Here is a 17529-nt window from a genome sequence, read left to right as displayed (position 1 = left end):
TGCCACCGCCGGCACGTGACGGCAGGGAAGAAGGATGCGACGCCGCGCCCTCCTCGCCCTGCCTGCCTTCCTTTCACAACCCGCCCGCGCCCAGTCCGGCTTCCTCCCGACGGAGGAAGGAGTCGCGCTGCTGCGTGGGGGCGGGCTGAATCTCTACCTGCGTCACGCCATCACCGACCGCAGCCAATCCGACACCGGGCGGCGCGGGGACCGCTCCGGGCAGCGCAACCTGAGTGCGGAAGGCCGCGCCCAGGCCGCCGCGCTGGGCGCGGCCTTCCGCCGCCACCGCATCCCGGTGACGGAGGTGCTGTCTAGCGAGGTGTTCCGCGCCCGCGACACGGCGGAGCTCGCCTTCGGCGCGGCGCGTGTCATCCCGGCCCTGATCGCCGACGACTACACGCCGGGCGATGCGCGCGCCGACGCAGCAGAGGTTTCGCGCCTGCTCAGCCAGACGGTCCCGGGCGGCAACCGCGTGCTGGTGGGGCATATCGTTCCGATGGGGATGATCCTTGGCCGCTCCCTGTCGCAGGCGGAATTCCCTGAGGGCGCCATGGGGCTGTTCCGGCCTTCCGGCACGGATTGGCGCTTCCTGGGCTTCCTCGCCGCCCAGCAGCTGATCGGAAGCTGAGCGGCCGCCGGGCCGCCTCCGCGCCGCGCTACCAGCCGAGGGAGAAGCTGTATTTCAGCCCGATCCGCAGCCGCAGCCGCGGCGAGTCCCGGTTCAGCCCGGTTCCGGCCAGGAAAGCGAGGTCGAGCCCTTCGCTGAGTCGGCGGGAGAACCCGGCCTCCACCAGATGGAGGTCGCGTTGCCCGCGCTCCCCCGTCTCGTGCAGCATGGTCGCGACCAGCAGCGTGTCGCGGTTCAGCACGTGGCTCACCGCCGCGCCCAGCCTGTGCCCGTGCCGCCGCTCATTGCCCGCCGGATCGGGCCGCGCCACCCAGCCGGCATTGAGGTGCAGACCCCAATTCCCCGGCCCGCGCCCTGTGACATGGCTGGTGATGACCGAAAGCTCGGTCTCCGTGCCGGGGCGGCTGGTGAGCGGGGCCGAAACCTGGCCCAGGATCGCCACCGCCGGGCGCCAGCCTTGCTGCTCCAGCGCCCGCCAGCGGAAGCCGGGCGTGATCGTCGTCTGGTCGCGGTCGTCGCGGAAGCTGTGGCTGGCGTCGAGCCGGAACTCGAACCCCTCGGCGACGCCCAGGCGCAGGCTGGGCAGCACCTCATGCGCGCGCGTGCTGGGCACGCGGGCATAGCCGTAGAAGCCCTGCAGCGCCATGCGGCCCCGCTCCTGCGGATAGGCCGAGCGGACGGAGAAGGGCGTGTCCGCGGTGGGGCGCAGCCCGTCCTCCTGTGCCAGGGCGGGCGCCATCGGCATCAGCAGGGCAAGCAGCGTGACGTGGGGAAGGAAGCGCCTCATTCGGCCGGTCGGGCCCGCCCGCTTCGCATGTACCGGCGCTCGGGCCGGTAGCCATCATTCGTCAGCCAGGACCAGAACCGCCGCAAGAAGCGCATCGCAACCTCCTTCGCTAGGGGCGCTGTGAGGGGGTGGCGGGAGTGCTCCTGCCAATCGAGGGAACGCCCGATTGCGCCGAACGTGTCGGCGCGGCCACGAAACGGGAAGGACGCGTGGCCCTTCAGCCACGCCCCGCCAGGGCGACGCGAAAGAAGCTGCCTGTTCTCGGCTGCCGGCCTTGCTGTGCAGCCTAGGCGGGGCCGAGCAGCCAGTTCGCCTGGTCGCGGATCTCCGCCAGCATCCGCAGCATCAGCGCCTTCCGCTTCCGCTGGATCTCCTCGCGCGGCGGGATGGGGGTGATGGCGCGCTCCAGCACAGCGAGAAATTCCACCCCGCCGGGCTCGTGCGTGTCCTTGATGCGCCAGGGGCTCAGCCCCATCGCGCGCAATTCCAGCACCGCCAGGGCGAAGCTCGCAGGGGTGAAGGTCCAGGCGTGGACGTCGTGATACGCGCCCTCCGCCTCGCTGTAGCCGGCGCAGAGCGCATGGACCTCGAAGGGGGCGGAGATCAGCTCGAAGGGCACGGCCTCGCCCTTCAGCCAGGGCTTCGCCTCGCCATCCGTGCGGCGCGACGAATAGGCGGTGCTGTCGAACACCGCGCCGATGCCGTGCTTGCGTCGGGGCGCGAGATGCGCGGCCAGCATCTGCCCGGTGGTGGAGACGGGACGCATGGCGTCGAAGCACAGGCGCTTGTCCGGCACGGCCAGGATCAGCCGCCCATCCGGCTTCAGCAGCCGGTCCGCCGAGAGCAGCAGCCCCACCGGGTCCAGCAGATGCTCGATGACGTGCGAGGCGATGATGGCATCGAAGGTGCCGTGGCTGTCTTGCGGGAAACGCTCGTGCAGCGGGCCGCCCTGCCACACCACGTCCACCTCCTCGATCGCCGCCGCGTTCTCGCGCGCATACTTCTCGCGCAGTTCCGGGGCCGGGGCGTGATCCACCACGATTGTCGGCCAGCCTTCCCGCTTGGGCGCGATGGGAGAGATGGAGGCGCCGATCTCGATGATGCGGGGCGGCGAGAGGCGGAGCCCATCGAGAAGGAAGGCGCGTCGGTCCATGATCTGCTCCGGGGGTGATCCCGCCATTTGGGGGCGCAGGGCGGCACTGGGCAACCCGGCCTGGAAGGGGGGCGTTCCGCGGCCATTGCCGAGGAACGCCATGCACCACATCCGCGCAGGCCAGGGCCCGCGGCTTCTCCTGCTGCACGGGCTGGGAAGCAACCACCGGACATGGGCGCCAGTGCAGGCCCGGCTGGCCAAGGATTTCGAACTCGTGATCCCCGATCTGCCGGGCTTCGGCCGGACCCCGCCGCCGGAAGCCGGGATGTCGCTCCCCGCGCTGGTGGATGCCGTGCTGCGCTTCATGGAGCAGGAAGGGCTGCGCGGTGCGCCCGTGGCCGGAATCTCCATGGGCGGGCAGATCGCGCTGGACATGCTGCGCCGGGGCGCCACGGGACCGGTCGTGGCGCTGGCGCCCGGCGGGTTCTGGATGGGGTGGGAGCGCGGCTGGATCGCCGGCAACCTGTCCGCCGGGCTGGCCAATCTGCGGCTGGTGCGCCCGCTCCTGCCGGCCATCGCTGCCCTGCCGGCGACGCGTGCCCTGCTCTTCGCGCAATTCTGTGCCCGGCCCTGGGCCGTGCCCGCCGATGTCGCGCTGGACGAGGCCCGGAGCGAGGCGACCTCGCCGGGCACCGACCCGCTGCTGCGCGAGACGCTGGTGGGGCCGATGCAGAAAGGTCTCGCCCCCGGCCAGGCCCTGCCTGCGCCGCTCACCATCCTCTGGGGCCGGGAGGACCGAGTGATGCTGCCGCGCCAGGCAGAGCGCGCCCAGGCCGCCTTTCCCGGCGCGCGGCTGCGCTGGGTGGCGCAAGCCGGCCACTACATCCACTGGGACCAGCCGGAGGAGGTCGCTGAAATTATCCGCGAGACTTGCGGCCCGGCCGCGCGCCGCGCCCTCCTGCCCGCCGCCTGACCTTTCGTCGCGTCAGCCCTCGAACGGGGCGCGGGGCGCCTGGATCATCGCGAGGAACTCGCGCCGCGTGCTGTCATTGTCGCGGAAGGCGCCCAGCATCCGGCTGGTGACCATGGACACGCCCGGCATGTGCACCCCGCGCGTCGTCATGCACTGGTGCGACGCCTCCAGCACCACGGCGACGCCCAGCGGCTTCAGCACATCCTCGATCGTATTGGCGATCTGCGCCGTCAGCTTCTCCTGGATCTGCAGGCGCTTCGCATAGATCTCGATCACCCGCGCCAGCTTGGAGATGCCGACCACGCGGCCGCGCGGCAGGTAGGCAACGTGGGCGCGGCCGATGATGGGCACCATGTGGTGCTCGCAATAGCTTTCCAGCCGGATGTCGCGCAGCACGACCATCTCGTCGTAGCCCTCCGTCTCCTCGAAGGAGCGGGCGAGCAGTTCCACCGGATCCACGTCATAGCCGGCGAAGAATTCCTCGTAGGAGCGGACGACGCGGGCAGGGGTTTCGCGCAGCCCCTCGCGGTCCGGGTCGTCCCCGGCCCAGAGCAGCAGGGTCCGCACCGCGCGTTCCGCTTCCTCGCGGCTCGGGCGTTCGGAGCTGGACTCGGTCATGGCGTCGTCGTGTTCCTTGTCTGCGGAACCATCCGGCCCCGGTCCGCACCCAGATTGGGGGGCTTGGGGCATGGTGCAAGCGCCGTTTTCATCGCCAGCGCCGGTGCATCCAGAGCCACTGCCCTGGATGCTCGCGAATCCAGCCCTCGATGATGCGGTTCACCAGCGCCGTCGTCGCCTCCACATCCACCTTGCCTCCCGCGTCGCGCGGCAGGTCCAGCGCCTCGGTCAGTTCCAGGCGAAAGCGGTTGCCGGGCAGGCGGATGGCGCGAAGCCCATGCACCGGCGCCTCGAAGCGCCGTGCCAGCCGCGCCAGGAAGGGGTTGGAAGCGGCGGGGACACCGAAGAAGGGCACGCGCGGCCCGCGTCCGAAGCGCTGGTCCACCAGCATGCCCAGCGTCAGCCCCTGGTCCAGCGCCTCGGCCATGCGGATCGGCGCAGCGAGGCCGGCGGGGATCAGCTGCCCCATGATGGGCGCTCGCAGGGCAATGATGTCGGCGGCGACATGACGGTTGTTGGGCGTGCGGTAGAGGATGGCGGCGGGCTGGCCCATGCGGTGCGCCGCGACCGCCGGCAATTCCCAGTTCGCGAGATGCGCTGCGAAGACCAAGGCCGGCCTGCCGCTCGCCTTCAGCGCGGCGAAGCGGGCGAAGGTCGCCTCATCCGCCTCCACGCGTCCGCCCTCCACGTCGAACAGCGCGGCGAGGTGAACGTATTCGCAGGTGGTGCGGCCCAGGTTTTCCCAGGCCTCGCGTGCGATCGCCGCCCGCTCCGCCTCGCTGCGCTCCGGGAAGGCGAGGCGGAGATTCTCCATCGCGTGGCGGTGGTTGCGGGTGAGGGGGCCGATGCGCGGCGTCACGAAGCCGCCCAGCGCCGAGGCATGATCCGGCCCCAGCGCGCGCAGCGCGGCGAAGGCCAGCCGGATTAGCCAGGCCAGCAGGCGTTCCGCGAAATCCCTCACAGCGTGACGATGATCTTGCCGAAGACGTTGCGCGACTCGAGCCGCGCCAGTCCTTCCCCGAAGCGCTCCAGCGGCAGCACCGTGTCCAGCACCGGGCGGATGCCCTCCGCCATCTTCGCCAGCCCCTCGCCCACGTTGCGGAGGTTGCAGCCAAAGGAACCAATGAGACGAAGCTGGCGCTGGAACAGCATCATCAGGTTGGTCTCGGCCGAGACGCCGGAGGTGGAGCCGCAGGTGACCAGCCGCCCACCCATGCGGAGCGACAGCAGCGAGCCCTGCCAGGTGGAGGCGCCCACGTGCTCGAACACCACGTCCACGCCGCGCTTGCCGGTGACGCGCCGCGCCACGCTCTCGAAGCGGTCTACATTGTAGTTCACCACGTGGTCGCAGCCGAGTTCGCGCGCCTTCCGCGCCTTCCACTCGTCTCCCACCGTGCCGATCACCGTGCAGCCAATGGCCTTGGCCATGCGCACGGCGGCGGTGCCGATGCCGCTGCCAGCCGCATGGACCAGCACCACCTCGCCGGGTTCCAGCCGCGCATTGTCGAACAGCATGTGCTGCACCGTGCCGAGGGTGATGCCGGCGCAGGCAGCGTCCTCGTCGGTCACGCCGTCGGGCACGGGCACGCAAAGCCGCGCCGGCAGGGTAACCAGGCCCTGGGCGAAGCCGTCCACATGGAAGCCGCGCACGCCGGACACGTTCTCGCAGAGGTTTTCCCGCCCCTCGCGGCAGGCGTGGCAGGTGCCGCAGACCATGCCGCCATAGGGGACGACGCGCTGGCCCGGGCGCAGTGCCGCGACGCCCTCGCCCACCGATTCCACCACCCCAACACCCTCGGCGCCGACGGAGATGGGCAGGGTGCGTTTCGCGAAGGCCATGCCGCGCCAGCCCCACACGTCGATGTGGTTCAGCGCCACCGCCCGCATGGCCAGCCGCACCTCGCCGGGCCCGGGGGCAGGCGGGGGCGGGGCATCGTCGCGGAGGCGGAGGTCGCGATCGGCGAAAAGCTGGAGGGCGCGCATGGCGGGGGCGATAGCAGGAAGCGCGCGGATCGGCACCCCGGGGCCATCTTGCGAATTATTCGCATTTGCACTCTAAGCGCGGCATGTCCGCTTCCGAATCGGAACAAGCCCAACACCTCGCCACCCTCGCACGACGAGGCCATGTCGAGGCGCAGCTTCTTTTCGGCCAAGCCCTGCTGGACGGGCATGGCGTCGCGCGCGATCCGCAGGCCGCCTTCCGCTGGTTCCTGGTCGCCGCGACCACCGGGGACCCGGCGGCCTTGAACATGCTGGGCCGGTGCCACGAGAATGGCTGGGGCACGGATGCCGACCCGGCTGTCGCCTTCCCCCTTTACCGCCGCGCCGCCGAGGCCGGGCTGGATTGGGGCCAGTACAACCTCGCCAACCTCCTCACCCGCGGCGCGGGGTGCGAGCGCGACATGGCGGAGGCGCTGCGCTGGTACCGCGCGGCCGCCGCCCAGGGGCATGCCAAGGCGATCAACCTCGTCGGCCGCTTCCTGGAGGAAGGGTGGGCGACGCCGCGCGATCCCGTCGCGGCGCGCGCGCATTACCGCCGCGCCGCCGAGGGCGGCGACTTCCGCGGCATGTGCAACCACGCCCAGGCGCTGCGCGACGAAGGCCGGCGGGCAGAGGCAGCGCATTGGTTCACCCGCGCCGCCGCCTCCGGCACGCCGGGCTTCCTCCGCTCCCTCGCCGCCGGGCTGCGCGAGGCACCGGAGGCTGAGTTGCGCGCCCTGGCCGTACAGGTCGAGGCGCGGCTGGACGCCGGGAGCGAGCAGACGCCGGAGCAGGACGCCCCCTTCTTGCGAATGATTCTCACTCGCGTTATCAACTGCGCAACCTTTCGCGCCTGACGAGGACCTGCTCGATGAGCCTTCGCCCCGAACTTCCTGCCCTGCAGCCGACGCTGGGCCTCGCCATGCTGGGGCTGGCGGCCGGGCCGGCTGCGCTGGCGCAGGGGGATTCGACCTCGCTGGCCCTGCCGGAACTGGACGTCTCCACCCAGGCCCCCTCGCCCTATCGCCGCGACGCGCAGCCCGTCGTCCGCCTGCCCACCACTGTCGCCGAGACGCCGCAGAGCATCACCGTCGTCCCGCGCGAGATCATGGATGAACGCGCCGCCTCCTCCGTCCGCGAGGCGCTGCGCAACGTCACTGGCATCTCGCTCTCCGCCGGCGAGGGCGGGTTCTCCGGCGACGCGCTTACGCTGCGCGGCTTCTCCGCGCGCGGCGACTTCTTCATCGATGGCGTGCGCGACCTCGGCCAGTATTCGCGCGACCCGTTCTTCATGGACTCGATCGAGGTGCTGAAGGGCCCCTCCTCCGTCGCCTTCGGGCGCGGCTCGACGGGCGGCATCATCAACCAGACCTCTCGCCTGCCGCGCGCCGGCAATTTCGGGGAGCTGAACCTCTCCGCCTATACGCCGGGCGGGTTCCGCGCGACGTCGGACGTGAACCTGCACGCGGGCAACGTCGCCGCGCGCGTGCAGATGATGGGGTCGCACATCAACGCCGCCGGCCGTGACCACGTCTACCAGTCGCGCTGGGGCGTCGCGCCCTCCGTCACCTGGGGTCTCGGCGGGCCGACCCAGGCCACGATCTCCTGGCTGCACCAGGAAGAGGAGAATGTCCCCGACCTGGGCATCCCCTTCATCAATGGGCGCCCGGCACCCGTGCGCCGCTCCACCTTCTACGGGCTGAACAACCAGGATCGCGAGAGGACGCAGACGGATGTCGTCACGCTGCGCCTGTCGCACCAGATCAATGACGCGGTGACGGTGCGCAACCTCACGCGCTACGGCGCCTGGTCGCGCTACCTGAACGCCACCGCGCCGCGCATCAACGCCACCACCACGACCGGCGCGGCCTTCAACGCCTTCACCACGCCGCTGGACCAGGTCCTGGTGCGGCGTGAGCCGCAGGTGCGGCGCGGTTACGACTCCCTGCTGCTGAACCAGACCGAGGTGGTGGCCCGCTTCCGCACCGGCTTCGTGCAGCACAACCTCCTCGCCGGGGTGGAGATCGCGCGCGAATCCTCCGAGGCGACGCGCTACGCCTTTGCCGCCGCCACCAATGGCCGCCCCAACGCGTCGCTGCTCGATCCCAATTTCTACGCGACCGCGCCGATCACCTACGGCATCGGCTCCGACGTGAAGACGGTCGCCAACACCTTCGCCGCCTATGCGGTGAACCAGATGAAGTTCGGCGAGATGTTCGAGCTGATGCTGGGCGGGCGCTGGGACCGGTTCGACGCGACCTACAACAACCGCTCCGCCACCAATCCGGCGCAGCGCCAGTTCTCCCGCCTGGACGAGGCCTTCTCCTGGCGGGCGGCGGCGATCTTCAAGCCCATCCCTTCAGTCCGCACCTACTTCTCCTACGGCACGTCCTTCAACCCGTCGGCAGAGAGCCTGACGCTGGCCGCCAACAACGCCGCCCTGCCGCCGGAGGAGAACGTCACCTACGAGCTAGGCGGCTCGTGGGAGGTGACGAGCGGGCTGCGCCTGTCCGGCTCGATCTTCCGCATCGAGAAGACCAACGCCCGCACCTCCGACCCCGCCGGCAACCTGACGACGCTGGACGGCACGGCGCGGGTGGACGGGTTCGAGATCCAGGCCGCGGGCCGTATCACGCCCAACTGGAACGTGCTGGCCGGCTTCACCCATCTGCGCTCGGAGATCACCCGTTCCCGCGTCCCGGCGGAGGTCGGCAAGGAGTTCACCAATGCCGCGCCCAACACGGCGAGCCTCTGGACCACCTATGACCTGCCGTACGGGTTCCAGATCGGCGGCGGCCTTTCCTTCGTGGATTACCGCTACGGCAACAACACCAACACGGTGCGCGTGCCTTCCTATATCCGCTACGACGCCGCCCTCGCCTGGGCACCGACGGAAGGGCCGCTGCGTGGGATCCGCATGCAGGTGAACGCGTTGAACCTCGCCAACGCGACCACCTACGACACGGTCTACACCGCCCACACCATCCCCGGCACGGGGAGGACCTTCGTCTTCACCCTCGGCGCGCGGTTCTGATGCTTCTGCAGATCCCCGATCTGCTCAGCCCCGAGCAGGTGGCACAGGCGCGGTCCGTCATGGACCGCGCCAATTGGGTGGATGGCCGCGCCACGGCCGGCCACCAATCCGCACAGGTCAAGAACAACGAGCAATTGCCCGAGAACTCCGCCGAGGCGCGGGCGCTGGGCGACATGATCCTGCAGGCGCTGGAGCGCAACCCGCTCTTCATCTCGGCCGTGTTGCCGGCGCGGGTCTTCCCGCCGCTCTTCAACCGCTACGGCGTGGGAATGGAATTCGGGGCCCATGTGGACAACGCGATCCGCGGCATCACCGGCACGGCGTCGCGCATCCGCACCGACGTGTCCTGCACCCTCTTCCTTGCCGCGCCGGAGGAATATGACGGCGGGGAACTCGTGGTGGAGGACACCTACGGCGAGCACCGGGTGAAGCTGCCCGCCGGACACGCGGTGATCTATCCCTCCACCAGCCTGCACAAGGTGGAGCCGGTAACGCGCGGCGCGCGCGTCGCCTCCTTCTTCTGGATCCAGAGCATGATCCGCGACGACGGGCAGCGCACGCTGCTCTTCGACCTCGACATGGCGATCCAGCGCATCCGCGGCGACCTGCCGCCCGGCCATCCGGGTCCGGTGCAGCTGACCGCCACCTACCACAACCTCCTGCGACGCTGGGCGGATTGCTGATGGAAATGCACCTTTCCCCCTGGGACATGGTCGTCCAGGCCGACCTCGTGGTGAAGGCGGTGATGGGCGGCCTCGTCCTCGCCTCCGTGCTGTGCTGGACCGTGGCGCTCGCCAAGTGGCTGGAGCTGTCGGGCTTCACGCGCCGCGCGCGGATGGACCTTGTGGCATTGCGCGCCTCCAAGGGGCTGGATGCCACGCTTTCCGGGCCCTGCGCCCCTCTGCTTGCCGCCGCGCGCGACGAGGTGATGACGGCCCCCGGCGGCCCCGAGGGCGTCAAGGAACGCACGGCGTGGCGCCTCCAGCGCATCATCGCCAACAATGCCCGCAGCCTGTCGCGCGGCACCGGCATGCTCGCCACCATCGGCTCCACCGCCCCCTTCGTGGGGCTGTTCGGCACGGTGTGGGGCATCATGAACAGCTTCATCGGCATCGCGCAGTCGCAGACCACCAACCTCGCCGTCGTCGCGCCGGGCATCGCCGAGGCGCTGCTCGCCACGGCCATCGGCCTCGTCGCCGCCATCCCGGCCGTGGTGCTCTACAACGCCTTCGCCCGCGCCATCGCCGGCCGCAAGGCGCTGATGGCCGATGCCGAGACGGAGGTGATGCGCCTGCTGTCGCGCACGCTGGATCAGGGTGGGCGTCCGGCCCGCCCGCTGCGCGTGGTGGCGGAGTAGCCTCATGGCCATGCAGCTGGGCGGCGAGGATGACGACCTCGCCGAGGCGCACGAGATCAACGTCACGCCCTTCATCGACGTGATGCTCGTGCTGCTCATCATCTTCATGGTGGCGGCGCCGCTGGCCACGGTGGACGTGCCGGTGAACCTGCCTTCCGCCGCCGCCGTGCCGCAGCCGCGCCCGGACAAGCCGGTCTTCCTGACGCTGCGCGCCGACCGCGCCCTGCATCTCGGTGAGGCGCCGGTGGAGCGCGAGGCGCTGGCCACCGCCCTGGAATCCGCCTTCGAGGGCGACCGCGAGGGCCGCGTCTTCGTCCGCGCCGACGGCACCGTCCCCTATTCCGAGGTGATGGAGGTGCTGAATCTGCTGCGCGGCGCCGGATGGACCCGCGTGGCCCTCGTGGGTCTGGAGCAGCGGTGAACGGGCGCTGGGCGGGCAGCTTCGTCCTGGTGCTGGCGCTGCATGGCGCGGCGCTGGCCGGCCTCGCGACCCTCTCCCCCACCGCGCCGGAACAGCCGGCGGCCGAACCCATCCTGCTGGACCTGGAGCCGCTGCCCGCCGAGGAGGAAGCCCTCAACCAGGCTGCCGCTGCACCGGAGCCCACCCCGGCCCTGCCGACGCCGGAGCCGCCTCCGCCAGAGCCACCACCGCCGGAGCCAGAACCCCCGCCGCCGGAGCCTGAGCCGTCTCCGCCGGAACCGCCCCCGCCCGAGCCCATCCCGGAGCCGGAGCCGCTTCTGCCCGAGCCGCCGCCCCCCGCGCCGGTCCCGGCCGAGCCGGTGCGCCCTCCGCCGCCGCCTCGTCCCAACCCGCCGCCGCGCCCCGCACCGCGTCCGCGCCCAGCCCCTGCGCCGGTCCCGGCGCCTGTCGCCGCGCCCGCTCCGGCACCGGTGCCAGCGCCCGCCGCGCCGCCCGGCCCGGTGGCAGCGCCCGCCGGCCGCCCGAACGCAGTGCCCAGCTGGCAGGGCGAGCTGATGGGCCGGCTGCAGCGCGCGCTGCGCTATCCGGAGACGTCGCGCTACCGGCGGGAACAGGGCGTCGCCCTGGTGACCTTCACCATGGACCGCTCGGGCCGGGTGCAGGGGACCCGCCTCGCCCGCTCCTCCGGCTCACCCGAGCTCGACAGCGAGGCGACGGCGGTGCCGCTGCGTGCCTCGCCGCTCCCCGCGCCGCCGCCCGAGCTTCCGGGCGACCCGCTCACCCTCACCGTGCCGATCCGTTTCCACCTGCGCTGACCGTCCCCTGGCGCGCGGCTTGCCTCATGCCGCGTTCCCCGCCCCGGCCCGCGCAAGACTTCCCCACCGCGCGGGCCGGGGATCACGGCGCCCGCTGGATGCGCCCCACGCGGTCCACCGTCAGCGCCTCGGGCCAGCCCCAGATCCGCTCGGCCGCCACCACCACCACGATGAGGATCGCGGCAGCCGCCATGGCGATGAGGTGCGGCCGCGAAGGCGGGCACCGCAGCCACCGCGCCATCTCGACCGTCAGGCGCAGCAGCGGATCCATTCAGCCTGCGAGGCAGGCCGCTTCCAGCGCGGCGAAGGCGCGGGCGCGGTGGGAGAAGCGTGACTTCTCCTCCTGCGTCATCTCGCCGAAGGAGCGCGTCTCGCCCTCCGGCACGAAGAGCGGGTCATAGCCGAAGCCGTTCCCGCCGCGCGGCGGGTCGATCCAGCGTCCTTCGCAGCGCCCCTCGAAGCTTTCCGTGTGCCCGTCCGGCCAAGCCAGGACCAACACGGCGACAAAGGCGCAGCGCCGTTCCTGCGAGCGATCCTCCGCGGCGATGCGGGCCATGGCGGAGGCGTAGTCGCGCGTGCCATCCGGGCGCTGCGCCCAGTCGGCGGTCCAGACGCCGGGCGCGCCGCCCAGGCCTTCGACCGCAAGCCCGCTATCATCCGCCAGGGCAGGCAAGCCGGTGGCGCGCGCGGCCGCCAGCGCCTTGATCGCCGCATTCTCCCGGAAGCTGTTGCCGGTTTCCGCTGGCTCAGGCAGGCCGAGTTCCCCCGCGGAAACGACCTCCAGCCCGTGCGGGGCGAGCAGGGCGGCAAATTCCCGCCGCTTGCCCACATTATGCGTCGCCAGCACCAGCCTGCCGGGGGCGAGGCACCTCATCCCCCTACGGCCTCGCGCTGCTTCGCCACCAGCGCGGCGACACCGTCCCGCGCCAGGTCCAGCATGGCCAGGAACTGCGCCTCGCTGAAGGGCGCACCCTCGGCCGTGGCCTGCACCTCCACCAGGTTGCCAGACCCGGTGAGCACGAAGTTGGCGTCGGCCTCGGCCGTGCTGTCCTCGGCATAGTCGAGGTCGAGGATCGCCTCGCCGTTCGCGACGCCACAGGACACGGCGGCGACGTGGTCGCGCAACGGGATGGCCGACATGATGTTGGTGCGCACACAATGCTGGAAGGCCAGGTGCAGCGCCACCCAGGCACCGGTGATCGCGGCGCAGCGCGTGCCGGCATCGGCGTTGATGACGTCGCAATCCAGGGTGATGGTCATCTCGCCCATCGCCTTGCGGTCGGTCACGGCGCGCAGCGAACGGCCGATCAGGCGCTGGATCTCCTGGGTGCGGCCGCTCTGCTTGCCGCGCGCCGCCTCGCGGTCGCCGCGCGTGTGGGTGGCGCGGGGCAGCATGCCGTATTCCGCCGTCACCCAGCCCAGGCCCTGGTTCCGCATGAAGGGCGGCACCCGCCCTTCGACGCTGGCGGCGCAGAGAACTTCGGTATTGCCGACGCGGATCAGGCAGGAGCCCTCGGCGTGCTTCGCGATGCCGGTTTCGATGGAAACGGGGCGGAGGACCTCGGGGGTGCGGCCGGAAGGGCGCATGCTATGATGACCTTCGTAATGGATGGGGCGCTTTAAACGGCAATGAGGCTGGCATGACCAGGGGTGGATCCGCACCGCAGGGCCTGGAGGACGAGACGCGCCACGAAGTGACCGTCGGCCTGCCGCCCGCCGCGGCCTTCCGCCTTTTCACCGATGGGTTCGGCCGGTGGTGGCCACCAGAGTATTCCTGGTCCGGGGACGGGCTGGTGCGGATCGGCATGGAGCCGGCCGAAGGCGGCGCCTGCTTCGAGATCGGCCCCCACGAGTTCCGCTGCGACTGGGGCCGCGTGACCGTGTGGGAGCCGCCGCGCTTCCTGGCCTTCACCTGGCAGATCGGCCCCGACCGCACCCCGCAGCCCGACCCGGCCCGCGCCTCCTTCGTCTCGGTGGCCTTCCGGCCGGAAGGGGCGCGGACGCGGGTGGAGCTCACCCATGCCGGGTTCCGCAACCATGGCGAGGCCGGCCCCGCCTATCGCGAGGAAATGTCCAGCCAACTCGGCTGGCCGCTGCTGCTGGCGCGCTACGCCCGCATCGCCGGCTGAGGCGACGCGGGCGCGGCGCCCCGTCACATCTGCTCGGACTGCGCCCCGGAGTCCGGGCGCGGCCGCGCCAACTCCGGCTCGCCGCCCAGCGGCTCGGAGATCATAGGCTCGAACTGGCCCTTGCCGTCGATGGATGGACCCTGGCTCCAGCGCCCCTCGGGGATGACCCCGTCCTTGTGGTGCCCGAGATAGGCGTAGGAGAACTGGGTCGTCTCGCTCGATTGCGGGAAGGAATTGGGGATGGGCAGGCCAGCCGACCCACCCAGCTCGTCGATCACCGCGAGCCATTGCTGCTGGTGCATGGTGTCGCGCGCGATCAGGAAGGACAGCATGTCCTTCATTCCCGGATCATCCGTCATACCATAGAGCCGTGTGGCCAGGACGCGCCCCGTCGCTTCGGCGGTGACATTGGCATACATGTCCGCCATGAGGTTGCCGCTGGCATAGACGTGGCTGGCGTTGAACGGCACGCCGTTGCAGTTCTCGGGCGTGGCGGCGAGGCCAGTGGACAGGATGTGGCGCAGGTTCATCCCGCCCAGCACGGCGCCGGCGACGCCGTCATTCGCCACGTCCTCCTGCATGGAGAGCGGCGCGCCCTCCAGATTCAGCGCCACGGCCGTGGCGAGCATCTCGATATGCCCGATCTCCTCCGTGCCGGTGTTGATCAGCATGTCCCGGTACTTCTTGGGGCCGCGCGCACCCCAGCCCTGGAACAGGTACTGCATCATCACGCGGATCTCGCCCTCGACCCCGCCGATCGCCTGCTGCAGCGCGCGGGCGAAGATCGGGTTCGGGCGCTCGACGCGAACCCGGTACTGAAGCTTGCCATCCTGATAGAACATCGTGCCTTCCTCCGGCCGCATTTGAATGCCGGGGAATACTTCAGCCTCCGAACAGTTGCCCTTGCTTCAACCGGACACCACCCAGGGAAGGTCGGTGTCGGCGGTCTGGGCGCCGTGCCGCGTCAGCAACGCATGGACCTGCCCGCGATGATGCGTCTGGTGGTTGAAGACGTGCATGACCAGCAGGGCCGCGTAGGAGGTCCGCACCTTGCCCCTGCTGTTGGTCCAAGTGAAATCGGCGTCCAGCCAGGGCTGTGCGATGTCCGCCGCCCATCCCTCGATGCGCGCATCGAGGGCGAAGCGCGCCGCGCGCATCGCGTCCCAGTTGGGGTGCAGGCTCGCGCTGCCCGGAATGCCGCCCTCCGGGGCCTCCCACCCCGCGAAGCGATGCATCCAGATCGCGTCGGCCCAGAGCAGGTGGGACAGCGTGCCGTGGATGGATCCGAAGAAGGCCCCGTCCTCCGCGCGGCGCTGCGCCTCATCCAGCGTGTCGGCCGCGGCGAAGGTGCGGCGGTTCATCTCGCTGTTGTAGGCGGCCATGGTCTGGACGTATCGCGGCGTGATCATCCGATGCGCTTCCAGAAGAAGATGGTGGCATAGTCGCGTCCCTGCTCGTCCAGGGAAAAGCCCGGAATACGCCCCGCCTCCTGCCAGCCCAGCTCGCGATACAGCGGCTCCGCCAAATCGCCCTCGCGCGTGTCGAGAACGAGCAGGCGCCGGCCCAGCCGCTCCGCCGCCTGTTCGGCGCGCCGCATCAACGCCGTGCCGATGCCGCGCCGCCGATGCGCCGGGTCCACCAGCAGCTTCCCCACATCGGCGCGGTGCGGCTGGTTCTCCGGCATGGCGAGGTCGATCTGCACCGTCCCCGCCAGCGCCCCGTCCAGCCAGGCCACGAGCAGCACGCGCTGCCCCTGCGCCACCTCGGTGGAGACGCGCTTCCAGAACTGGCGCGACTTCTCGAGGGAAAGCGGCGCGAGAAAGGAGACGCTCGCCCCCTGGGCCACGCAATCCACCAGGATCTCCGCTAGCCGCCGCTCCGCGCTCGCTGCCGCCGCCGCGTCCAGTGCCTCGACCACGAGGCCCTTCGCCGGCTTGCCGTAGCGGAACTCGAGCGATTTCGAGAGGTCGTCGAGGATGCGGATCGCGCCCTGCCGCACATAGCCGCGCTTCTCGTAGAAGGAATGCGCGGCGGCGAAGCGCGTATCGGTCCACAGCACCATGCGCTCCGCCCCTTCGGCGCGCGCATGCGCCTCGGCGGCGGCCAGCAGGCGATGCGCAAGGCCGGTGCCGCGCGCCGCCTTGTCCACATAGAGGCGGCAGATCTCCCAGGCGCCATCGTCGCGCAGCGGGCGCGCGGCGATCATCCCATGCCGGTCCTCGCTCAGCCAGACCTTGCCGCCGCGCGCGGCGAAGTGGCTGGCCAGGGCGCGCAGCTCGGGCAGTTCCCCGTCCACGTCGAAGACGATGGACGGGTACTCGGCCCAGGCCTCGCCCACGAGGCGGATGTAGTGCGGCGCGTCCGCGTCCGTGCCGTCGCGCAGCGCGGGCAGCAGCGCCGCCTCGCTCACGAAAGACCCCGGCAGAATTCCTGGATGCGCACCATGGCCTCGCGCAGCTCCTCCATGCCCGTGGCGTAGGAGATGCGGACATAGGGCGACATGCCATAGGCCGCGCCCTGCACCACGCCGACATGCGCCTCCTCCAGCAGGGCGAGGGCGAAGTCGGTGTCGTTCTCGATGCGCTTGCCGCCCTTGGTGGTCTTGCCGAGGCAGGCGGCGATGTTCGGGAAGACGTAGAAGGCGCCCTCGGGCTTGTGGCAGGCAATGCCGGGGGCCTGGTTCAGCGCATCCACCACGAAGTCGCGGCGCTCGCGGTACTCGGCCGCGCGCTCGGCCACCAGATCCTGCGGCCCGTCCAGCGCCGCCGCCGCCGCCGCCTGCCCGACCGTGGACACGCCGGAGGTGGCCTGGCCCTGCATGTTGAACATGCCCTTGATCAACTCCTTCGGCCCTCCGCAGAAGCCGATGCGCCAGCCGGTCATCGCATAGGTCTTGGAGGCGCCGTTGATCGTCAGCGTGCGGTCCTTCAGCCGCGGCTCCACCTCGGCGATCGTGCAGAACTCGAAGCCGTCATAGACGAGGTGCTCGTACATGTCGTCCGTCATCACCCAGACATGGCGGTGGCGCAGCAGCACCTCGGCCAGCGCCTTCATCTCGGCGCGGGAGCACGCGGCGCCGGTCGGATTGTTGGGAAAGTTCAGCATCACCCACTTGGTCTTGGGGGTGATCGCAGCCTCCAGATCCTCCGGGCGCAGCTTGAAGCCGTTGTTCTGTGGGCAGGACACGGTGACCGGCACGCCTCCCGCCACCTTCGCCATGTCGGCATAGGACACCCAGTAGGGCGCGGGGATCACCACCTCGTCGCCCGGATCGAGCGTCGCCATGAAGGCGTTGTAGATGCTCTGCTTGCCGCCGTTGGTGACCAGGATCTCGTCATCCGCGTAGTCCAGGCCGTTGTCGCGCTTGAACTTGCGGCGGATCGCGGCCTTCAGCGCCGGCGTGCCGCCCTGGGGCGGGTACTTCGTATCGCCATTCAGCGCCGCCTGGTGCGCCGCCTCGATGGCATGGGCGGGGGTGGCGAAATCCGGCTCGCCGGAGGTGAGCGAGATCACCTTAATCCCCTTCGCCGCCAGTTCGCGCGCCTTCATCCCCATCAGGACGGAGGCGGAAACCTGGACATCGGCGAGGCGAGAGGCGAGGGCGGGCATGGATGAATCCTGCGTCATGGAAAGGCCGGAGAGGATAGGCCGCGCCCGCCCCTGTCGCCAGATGGGCGGGGCTGCGCTATCACGC

At 70.8% G+C, this 17529-nt stretch carries 21 protein-coding genes; 9 read left to right on the top strand and 12 right to left on the bottom strand.

The window, feature by feature from the left end:
- Positions 1 to 34: 34 nt before the first annotated feature.
- Positions 35 to 628: a histidine phosphatase family protein gene (locus JTJ31_RS13505; protein WP_207539175.1), complete on the top strand. Its 594-nt coding sequence runs from the start codon at positions 35 to 37 to the stop codon at positions 626 to 628.
- Positions 629 to 656: 28 nt separating this feature from the next.
- Here the strand turns inward: JTJ31_RS13505 and JTJ31_RS13500 are convergent, their stop codons facing one another.
- Together JTJ31_RS13500 and JTJ31_RS13495 are read right to left on the bottom strand one after the other, a co-directional pair.
- Positions 657 to 1415 (bottom strand): hypothetical protein, encoded by a 759-nt coding sequence (locus JTJ31_RS13500; RefSeq protein ID WP_207539174.1) that lies wholly within the window; start codon positions 1413 to 1415, stop codon positions 657 to 659.
- 286 nt (positions 1416 to 1701) lie between these two features.
- Positions 1702 to 2568 carry a class I SAM-dependent methyltransferase gene (locus JTJ31_RS13495; protein WP_207539173.1) on the bottom strand — a complete coding sequence of 289 codons (867 nt, stop codon included), beginning with the start codon at positions 2566 to 2568 and terminating at the stop codon, positions 1702 to 1704.
- 100 nt (positions 2569 to 2668) lie between these two features.
- Between JTJ31_RS13495 and JTJ31_RS13490 the strand changes: the two genes are divergently transcribed.
- A complete protein-coding gene (locus JTJ31_RS13490; protein WP_207539172.1) occupies positions 2669 to 3481 on the top strand; it encodes an alpha/beta fold hydrolase in 813 nt (270 codons plus the stop codon).
- Positions 3482 to 3493: 12 nt separating this feature from the next.
- On the opposite strand, the gene folE is transcribed toward JTJ31_RS13490, so the two are convergent.
- From folE to JTJ31_RS13475, 3 genes are all read right to left on the bottom strand, one after another.
- On the bottom strand, positions 3494 to 4099 hold the full coding sequence (gene folE, locus JTJ31_RS13485) for a GTP cyclohydrolase I FolE (protein ID WP_207539171.1): 606 nt from the start codon (positions 4097 to 4099) through the stop codon (positions 3494 to 3496).
- An 88-nt stretch (positions 4100 to 4187) separates the two neighbouring features.
- Positions 4188 to 5060, bottom strand: coding sequence for a lipid A biosynthesis lauroyl acyltransferase (locus JTJ31_RS13480; protein WP_207539170.1), 873 nt, complete (start codon positions 5058 to 5060; stop codon positions 4188 to 4190).
- A complete protein-coding gene (locus tag JTJ31_RS13475; RefSeq protein ID WP_328805736.1) occupies positions 5057 to 6118 on the bottom strand; it encodes a zinc-binding dehydrogenase in 1062 nt (353 codons plus the stop codon). The genes JTJ31_RS13480 and JTJ31_RS13475 overlap by 4 nt, the downstream gene beginning before the upstream one ends.
- 47 nt (positions 6119 to 6165) lie before the next feature.
- Between JTJ31_RS13475 and JTJ31_RS13470 the strand changes: the two genes are divergently transcribed.
- From JTJ31_RS13470 to JTJ31_RS25005, 6 genes are read left to right on the top strand one after another with little or no spacing between them, the layout of a single operon-like run.
- A complete protein-coding gene (locus JTJ31_RS13470; RefSeq protein ID WP_207539169.1) occupies positions 6166 to 6936 on the top strand; it encodes a tetratricopeptide repeat protein in 771 nt (256 codons plus the stop codon).
- Positions 6937 to 6950: 14 nt separating this feature from the next.
- Complete coding sequence (locus tag JTJ31_RS13465) at positions 6951 to 9113, top strand: TonB-dependent receptor (RefSeq protein WP_207539168.1); 2163 nt, start codon at positions 6951 to 6953, stop codon at positions 9111 to 9113.
- Complete coding sequence (locus JTJ31_RS13460; protein ID WP_207539167.1) at positions 9113 to 9796, top strand: Fe2+-dependent dioxygenase; 684 nt, start codon at positions 9113 to 9115, stop codon at positions 9794 to 9796. Before JTJ31_RS13465 ends, JTJ31_RS13460 begins: the two co-directional genes overlap by 1 nt.
- A complete protein-coding gene (gene exbB / locus JTJ31_RS13455) occupies positions 9796 to 10470 on the top strand; it encodes a tonB-system energizer ExbB (protein WP_207539166.1) in 675 nt (224 codons plus the stop codon). Before JTJ31_RS13460 ends, exbB begins: the two co-directional genes overlap by 1 nt.
- A gap of 4 nt (positions 10471 to 10474) precedes the next feature.
- Positions 10475 to 10891: a TonB system transport protein ExbD gene (gene exbD / locus JTJ31_RS13450; RefSeq protein ID WP_207539165.1), complete on the top strand. Its 417-nt coding sequence runs from the start codon at positions 10475 to 10477 to the stop codon at positions 10889 to 10891.
- Positions 10888 to 11706, top strand: coding sequence for an energy transducer TonB (locus tag JTJ31_RS25005; RefSeq protein WP_207539164.1), 819 nt, complete (start codon positions 10888 to 10890; stop codon positions 11704 to 11706). The genes exbD and JTJ31_RS25005 overlap by 4 nt, the downstream gene beginning before the upstream one ends.
- Positions 11707 to 11788: 82 nt before the next feature.
- On the opposite strand, the gene JTJ31_RS13440 is transcribed toward JTJ31_RS25005, so the two are convergent.
- From JTJ31_RS13440 to rph, 3 genes are read right to left on the bottom strand one after another with little or no spacing between them, the layout of a single operon-like run.
- Entirely contained in the window at positions 11789 to 11977 is a 189-nt protein-coding gene (locus JTJ31_RS13440) for a hypothetical protein (protein ID WP_207539163.1), read from the bottom strand.
- A complete protein-coding gene (gene rdgB / locus JTJ31_RS13435; protein WP_207539162.1) occupies positions 11978 to 12580 on the bottom strand; it encodes an RdgB/HAM1 family non-canonical purine NTP pyrophosphatase in 603 nt (200 codons plus the stop codon).
- Entirely contained in the window at positions 12577 to 13293 is a 717-nt protein-coding gene (gene rph / locus JTJ31_RS13430; RefSeq protein ID WP_207539161.1) for a ribonuclease PH, read from the bottom strand. Before rph ends, rdgB begins: the two co-directional genes overlap by 4 nt.
- Positions 13294 to 13346: 53 nt before the next feature.
- Here rph and JTJ31_RS13425 point away from each other — a divergent pair, with 53 nt between their 5' ends.
- Entirely contained in the window at positions 13347 to 13835 is a 489-nt protein-coding gene (locus tag JTJ31_RS13425) for an SRPBCC family protein (protein WP_207539160.1), read from the top strand.
- 23 nt (positions 13836 to 13858) lie between these two features.
- Here JTJ31_RS13425 and JTJ31_RS13420 read toward each other — a convergent pair whose 3' ends face one another.
- From JTJ31_RS13420 to JTJ31_RS13405, 4 genes are all read right to left on the bottom strand, one after another.
- The gene (locus tag JTJ31_RS13420) at positions 13859 to 14677 is read right to left on the bottom strand and encodes a manganese catalase family protein (protein ID WP_207539159.1); all 819 of its coding nucleotides are present in this window, start codon (positions 14675 to 14677) and stop codon (positions 13859 to 13861) included.
- Between the two features lie 66 nt (positions 14678 to 14743).
- The gene (locus JTJ31_RS13415) at positions 14744 to 15244 is read right to left on the bottom strand and encodes a DinB family protein (protein ID WP_207539158.1); all 501 of its coding nucleotides are present in this window, start codon (positions 15242 to 15244) and stop codon (positions 14744 to 14746) included.
- Positions 15241 to 16245 carry a GNAT family N-acetyltransferase gene (locus JTJ31_RS13410; protein WP_207539157.1) on the bottom strand — a complete coding sequence of 335 codons (1005 nt, stop codon included), beginning with the start codon at positions 16243 to 16245 and terminating at the stop codon, positions 15241 to 15243. The genes JTJ31_RS13415 and JTJ31_RS13410 overlap by 4 nt, the downstream gene beginning before the upstream one ends.
- Complete coding sequence (locus tag JTJ31_RS13405; RefSeq protein ID WP_207539156.1) at positions 16242 to 17444, bottom strand: pyridoxal phosphate-dependent aminotransferase; 1203 nt, start codon at positions 17442 to 17444, stop codon at positions 16242 to 16244. The genes JTJ31_RS13410 and JTJ31_RS13405 overlap by 4 nt, the downstream gene beginning before the upstream one ends.
- Between the last annotated feature and the right edge of the window lie 85 nt (positions 17445 to 17529).

It is taken from the genome of Sabulicella rubraurantiaca (assembly GCF_017355885.1).
Classification (GTDB): domain Bacteria; phylum Pseudomonadota; class Alphaproteobacteria; order Acetobacterales; family Acetobacteraceae; genus Roseococcus; species Roseococcus rubraurantiacus.
This window is presented reverse-complemented; position numbering and strand designations above follow the sequence as displayed.

Excerpts from the sequence above, each read along its gene's own strand:
- JTJ31_RS13505 (WP_207539175.1), top strand. The coding sequence starts at position 35 with ATGCGACGCCGCGCCCTCCTCGCCCTGCCTGCCTTCCTTTCACAACCC.
- JTJ31_RS13500 (WP_207539174.1), bottom strand. The coding sequence starts at position 1,415 with ATGAGGCGCTTCCTTCCCCACGTCACGCTGCTTGCCCTGCTGATGCCG.
- JTJ31_RS13495 (WP_207539173.1), bottom strand. The coding sequence starts at position 2,568 with ATGGACCGACGCGCCTTCCTTCTCGATGGGCTCCGCCTCTCGCCGCCC.
- JTJ31_RS13490 (WP_207539172.1), top strand. The coding sequence starts at position 2,669 with ATGCACCACATCCGCGCAGGCCAGGGCCCGCGGCTTCTCCTGCTGCAC.
- folE (WP_207539171.1), bottom strand. The coding sequence starts at position 4,099 with ATGACCGAGTCCAGCTCCGAACGCCCGAGCCGCGAGGAAGCGGAACGC.
- JTJ31_RS13470 (WP_207539169.1), top strand. The coding sequence starts at position 6,166 with ATGTCCGCTTCCGAATCGGAACAAGCCCAACACCTCGCCACCCTCGCA.
- JTJ31_RS13465 (WP_207539168.1), top strand. The coding sequence starts at position 6,951 with ATGAGCCTTCGCCCCGAACTTCCTGCCCTGCAGCCGACGCTGGGCCTC.
- JTJ31_RS13460 (WP_207539167.1), top strand. The coding sequence starts at position 9,113 with ATGCTTCTGCAGATCCCCGATCTGCTCAGCCCCGAGCAGGTGGCACAG.
- exbB (WP_207539166.1), top strand. The coding sequence starts at position 9,796 with ATGGAAATGCACCTTTCCCCCTGGGACATGGTCGTCCAGGCCGACCTC.
- exbD (WP_207539165.1), top strand. The coding sequence starts at position 10,475 with ATGGCCATGCAGCTGGGCGGCGAGGATGACGACCTCGCCGAGGCGCAC.
- JTJ31_RS13440 (WP_207539163.1), bottom strand. The coding sequence starts at position 11,977 with ATGGATCCGCTGCTGCGCCTGACGGTCGAGATGGCGCGGTGGCTGCGG.
- rdgB (WP_207539162.1), bottom strand. The coding sequence starts at position 12,580 with ATGAGGTGCCTCGCCCCCGGCAGGCTGGTGCTGGCGACGCATAATGTG.
- rph (WP_207539161.1), bottom strand. The coding sequence starts at position 13,293 with ATGCGCCCTTCCGGCCGCACCCCCGAGGTCCTCCGCCCCGTTTCCATC.
- JTJ31_RS13425 (WP_207539160.1), top strand. The coding sequence starts at position 13,347 with ATGACCAGGGGTGGATCCGCACCGCAGGGCCTGGAGGACGAGACGCGC.
- JTJ31_RS13420 (WP_207539159.1), bottom strand. The coding sequence starts at position 14,677 with ATGTTCTATCAGGATGGCAAGCTTCAGTACCGGGTTCGCGTCGAGCGC.
- JTJ31_RS13415 (WP_207539158.1), bottom strand. The coding sequence starts at position 15,244 with ATGATCACGCCGCGATACGTCCAGACCATGGCCGCCTACAACAGCGAG.
- JTJ31_RS13405 (WP_207539156.1), bottom strand. The coding sequence starts at position 17,444 with ATGCCCGCCCTCGCCTCTCGCCTCGCCGATGTCCAGGTTTCCGCCTCC.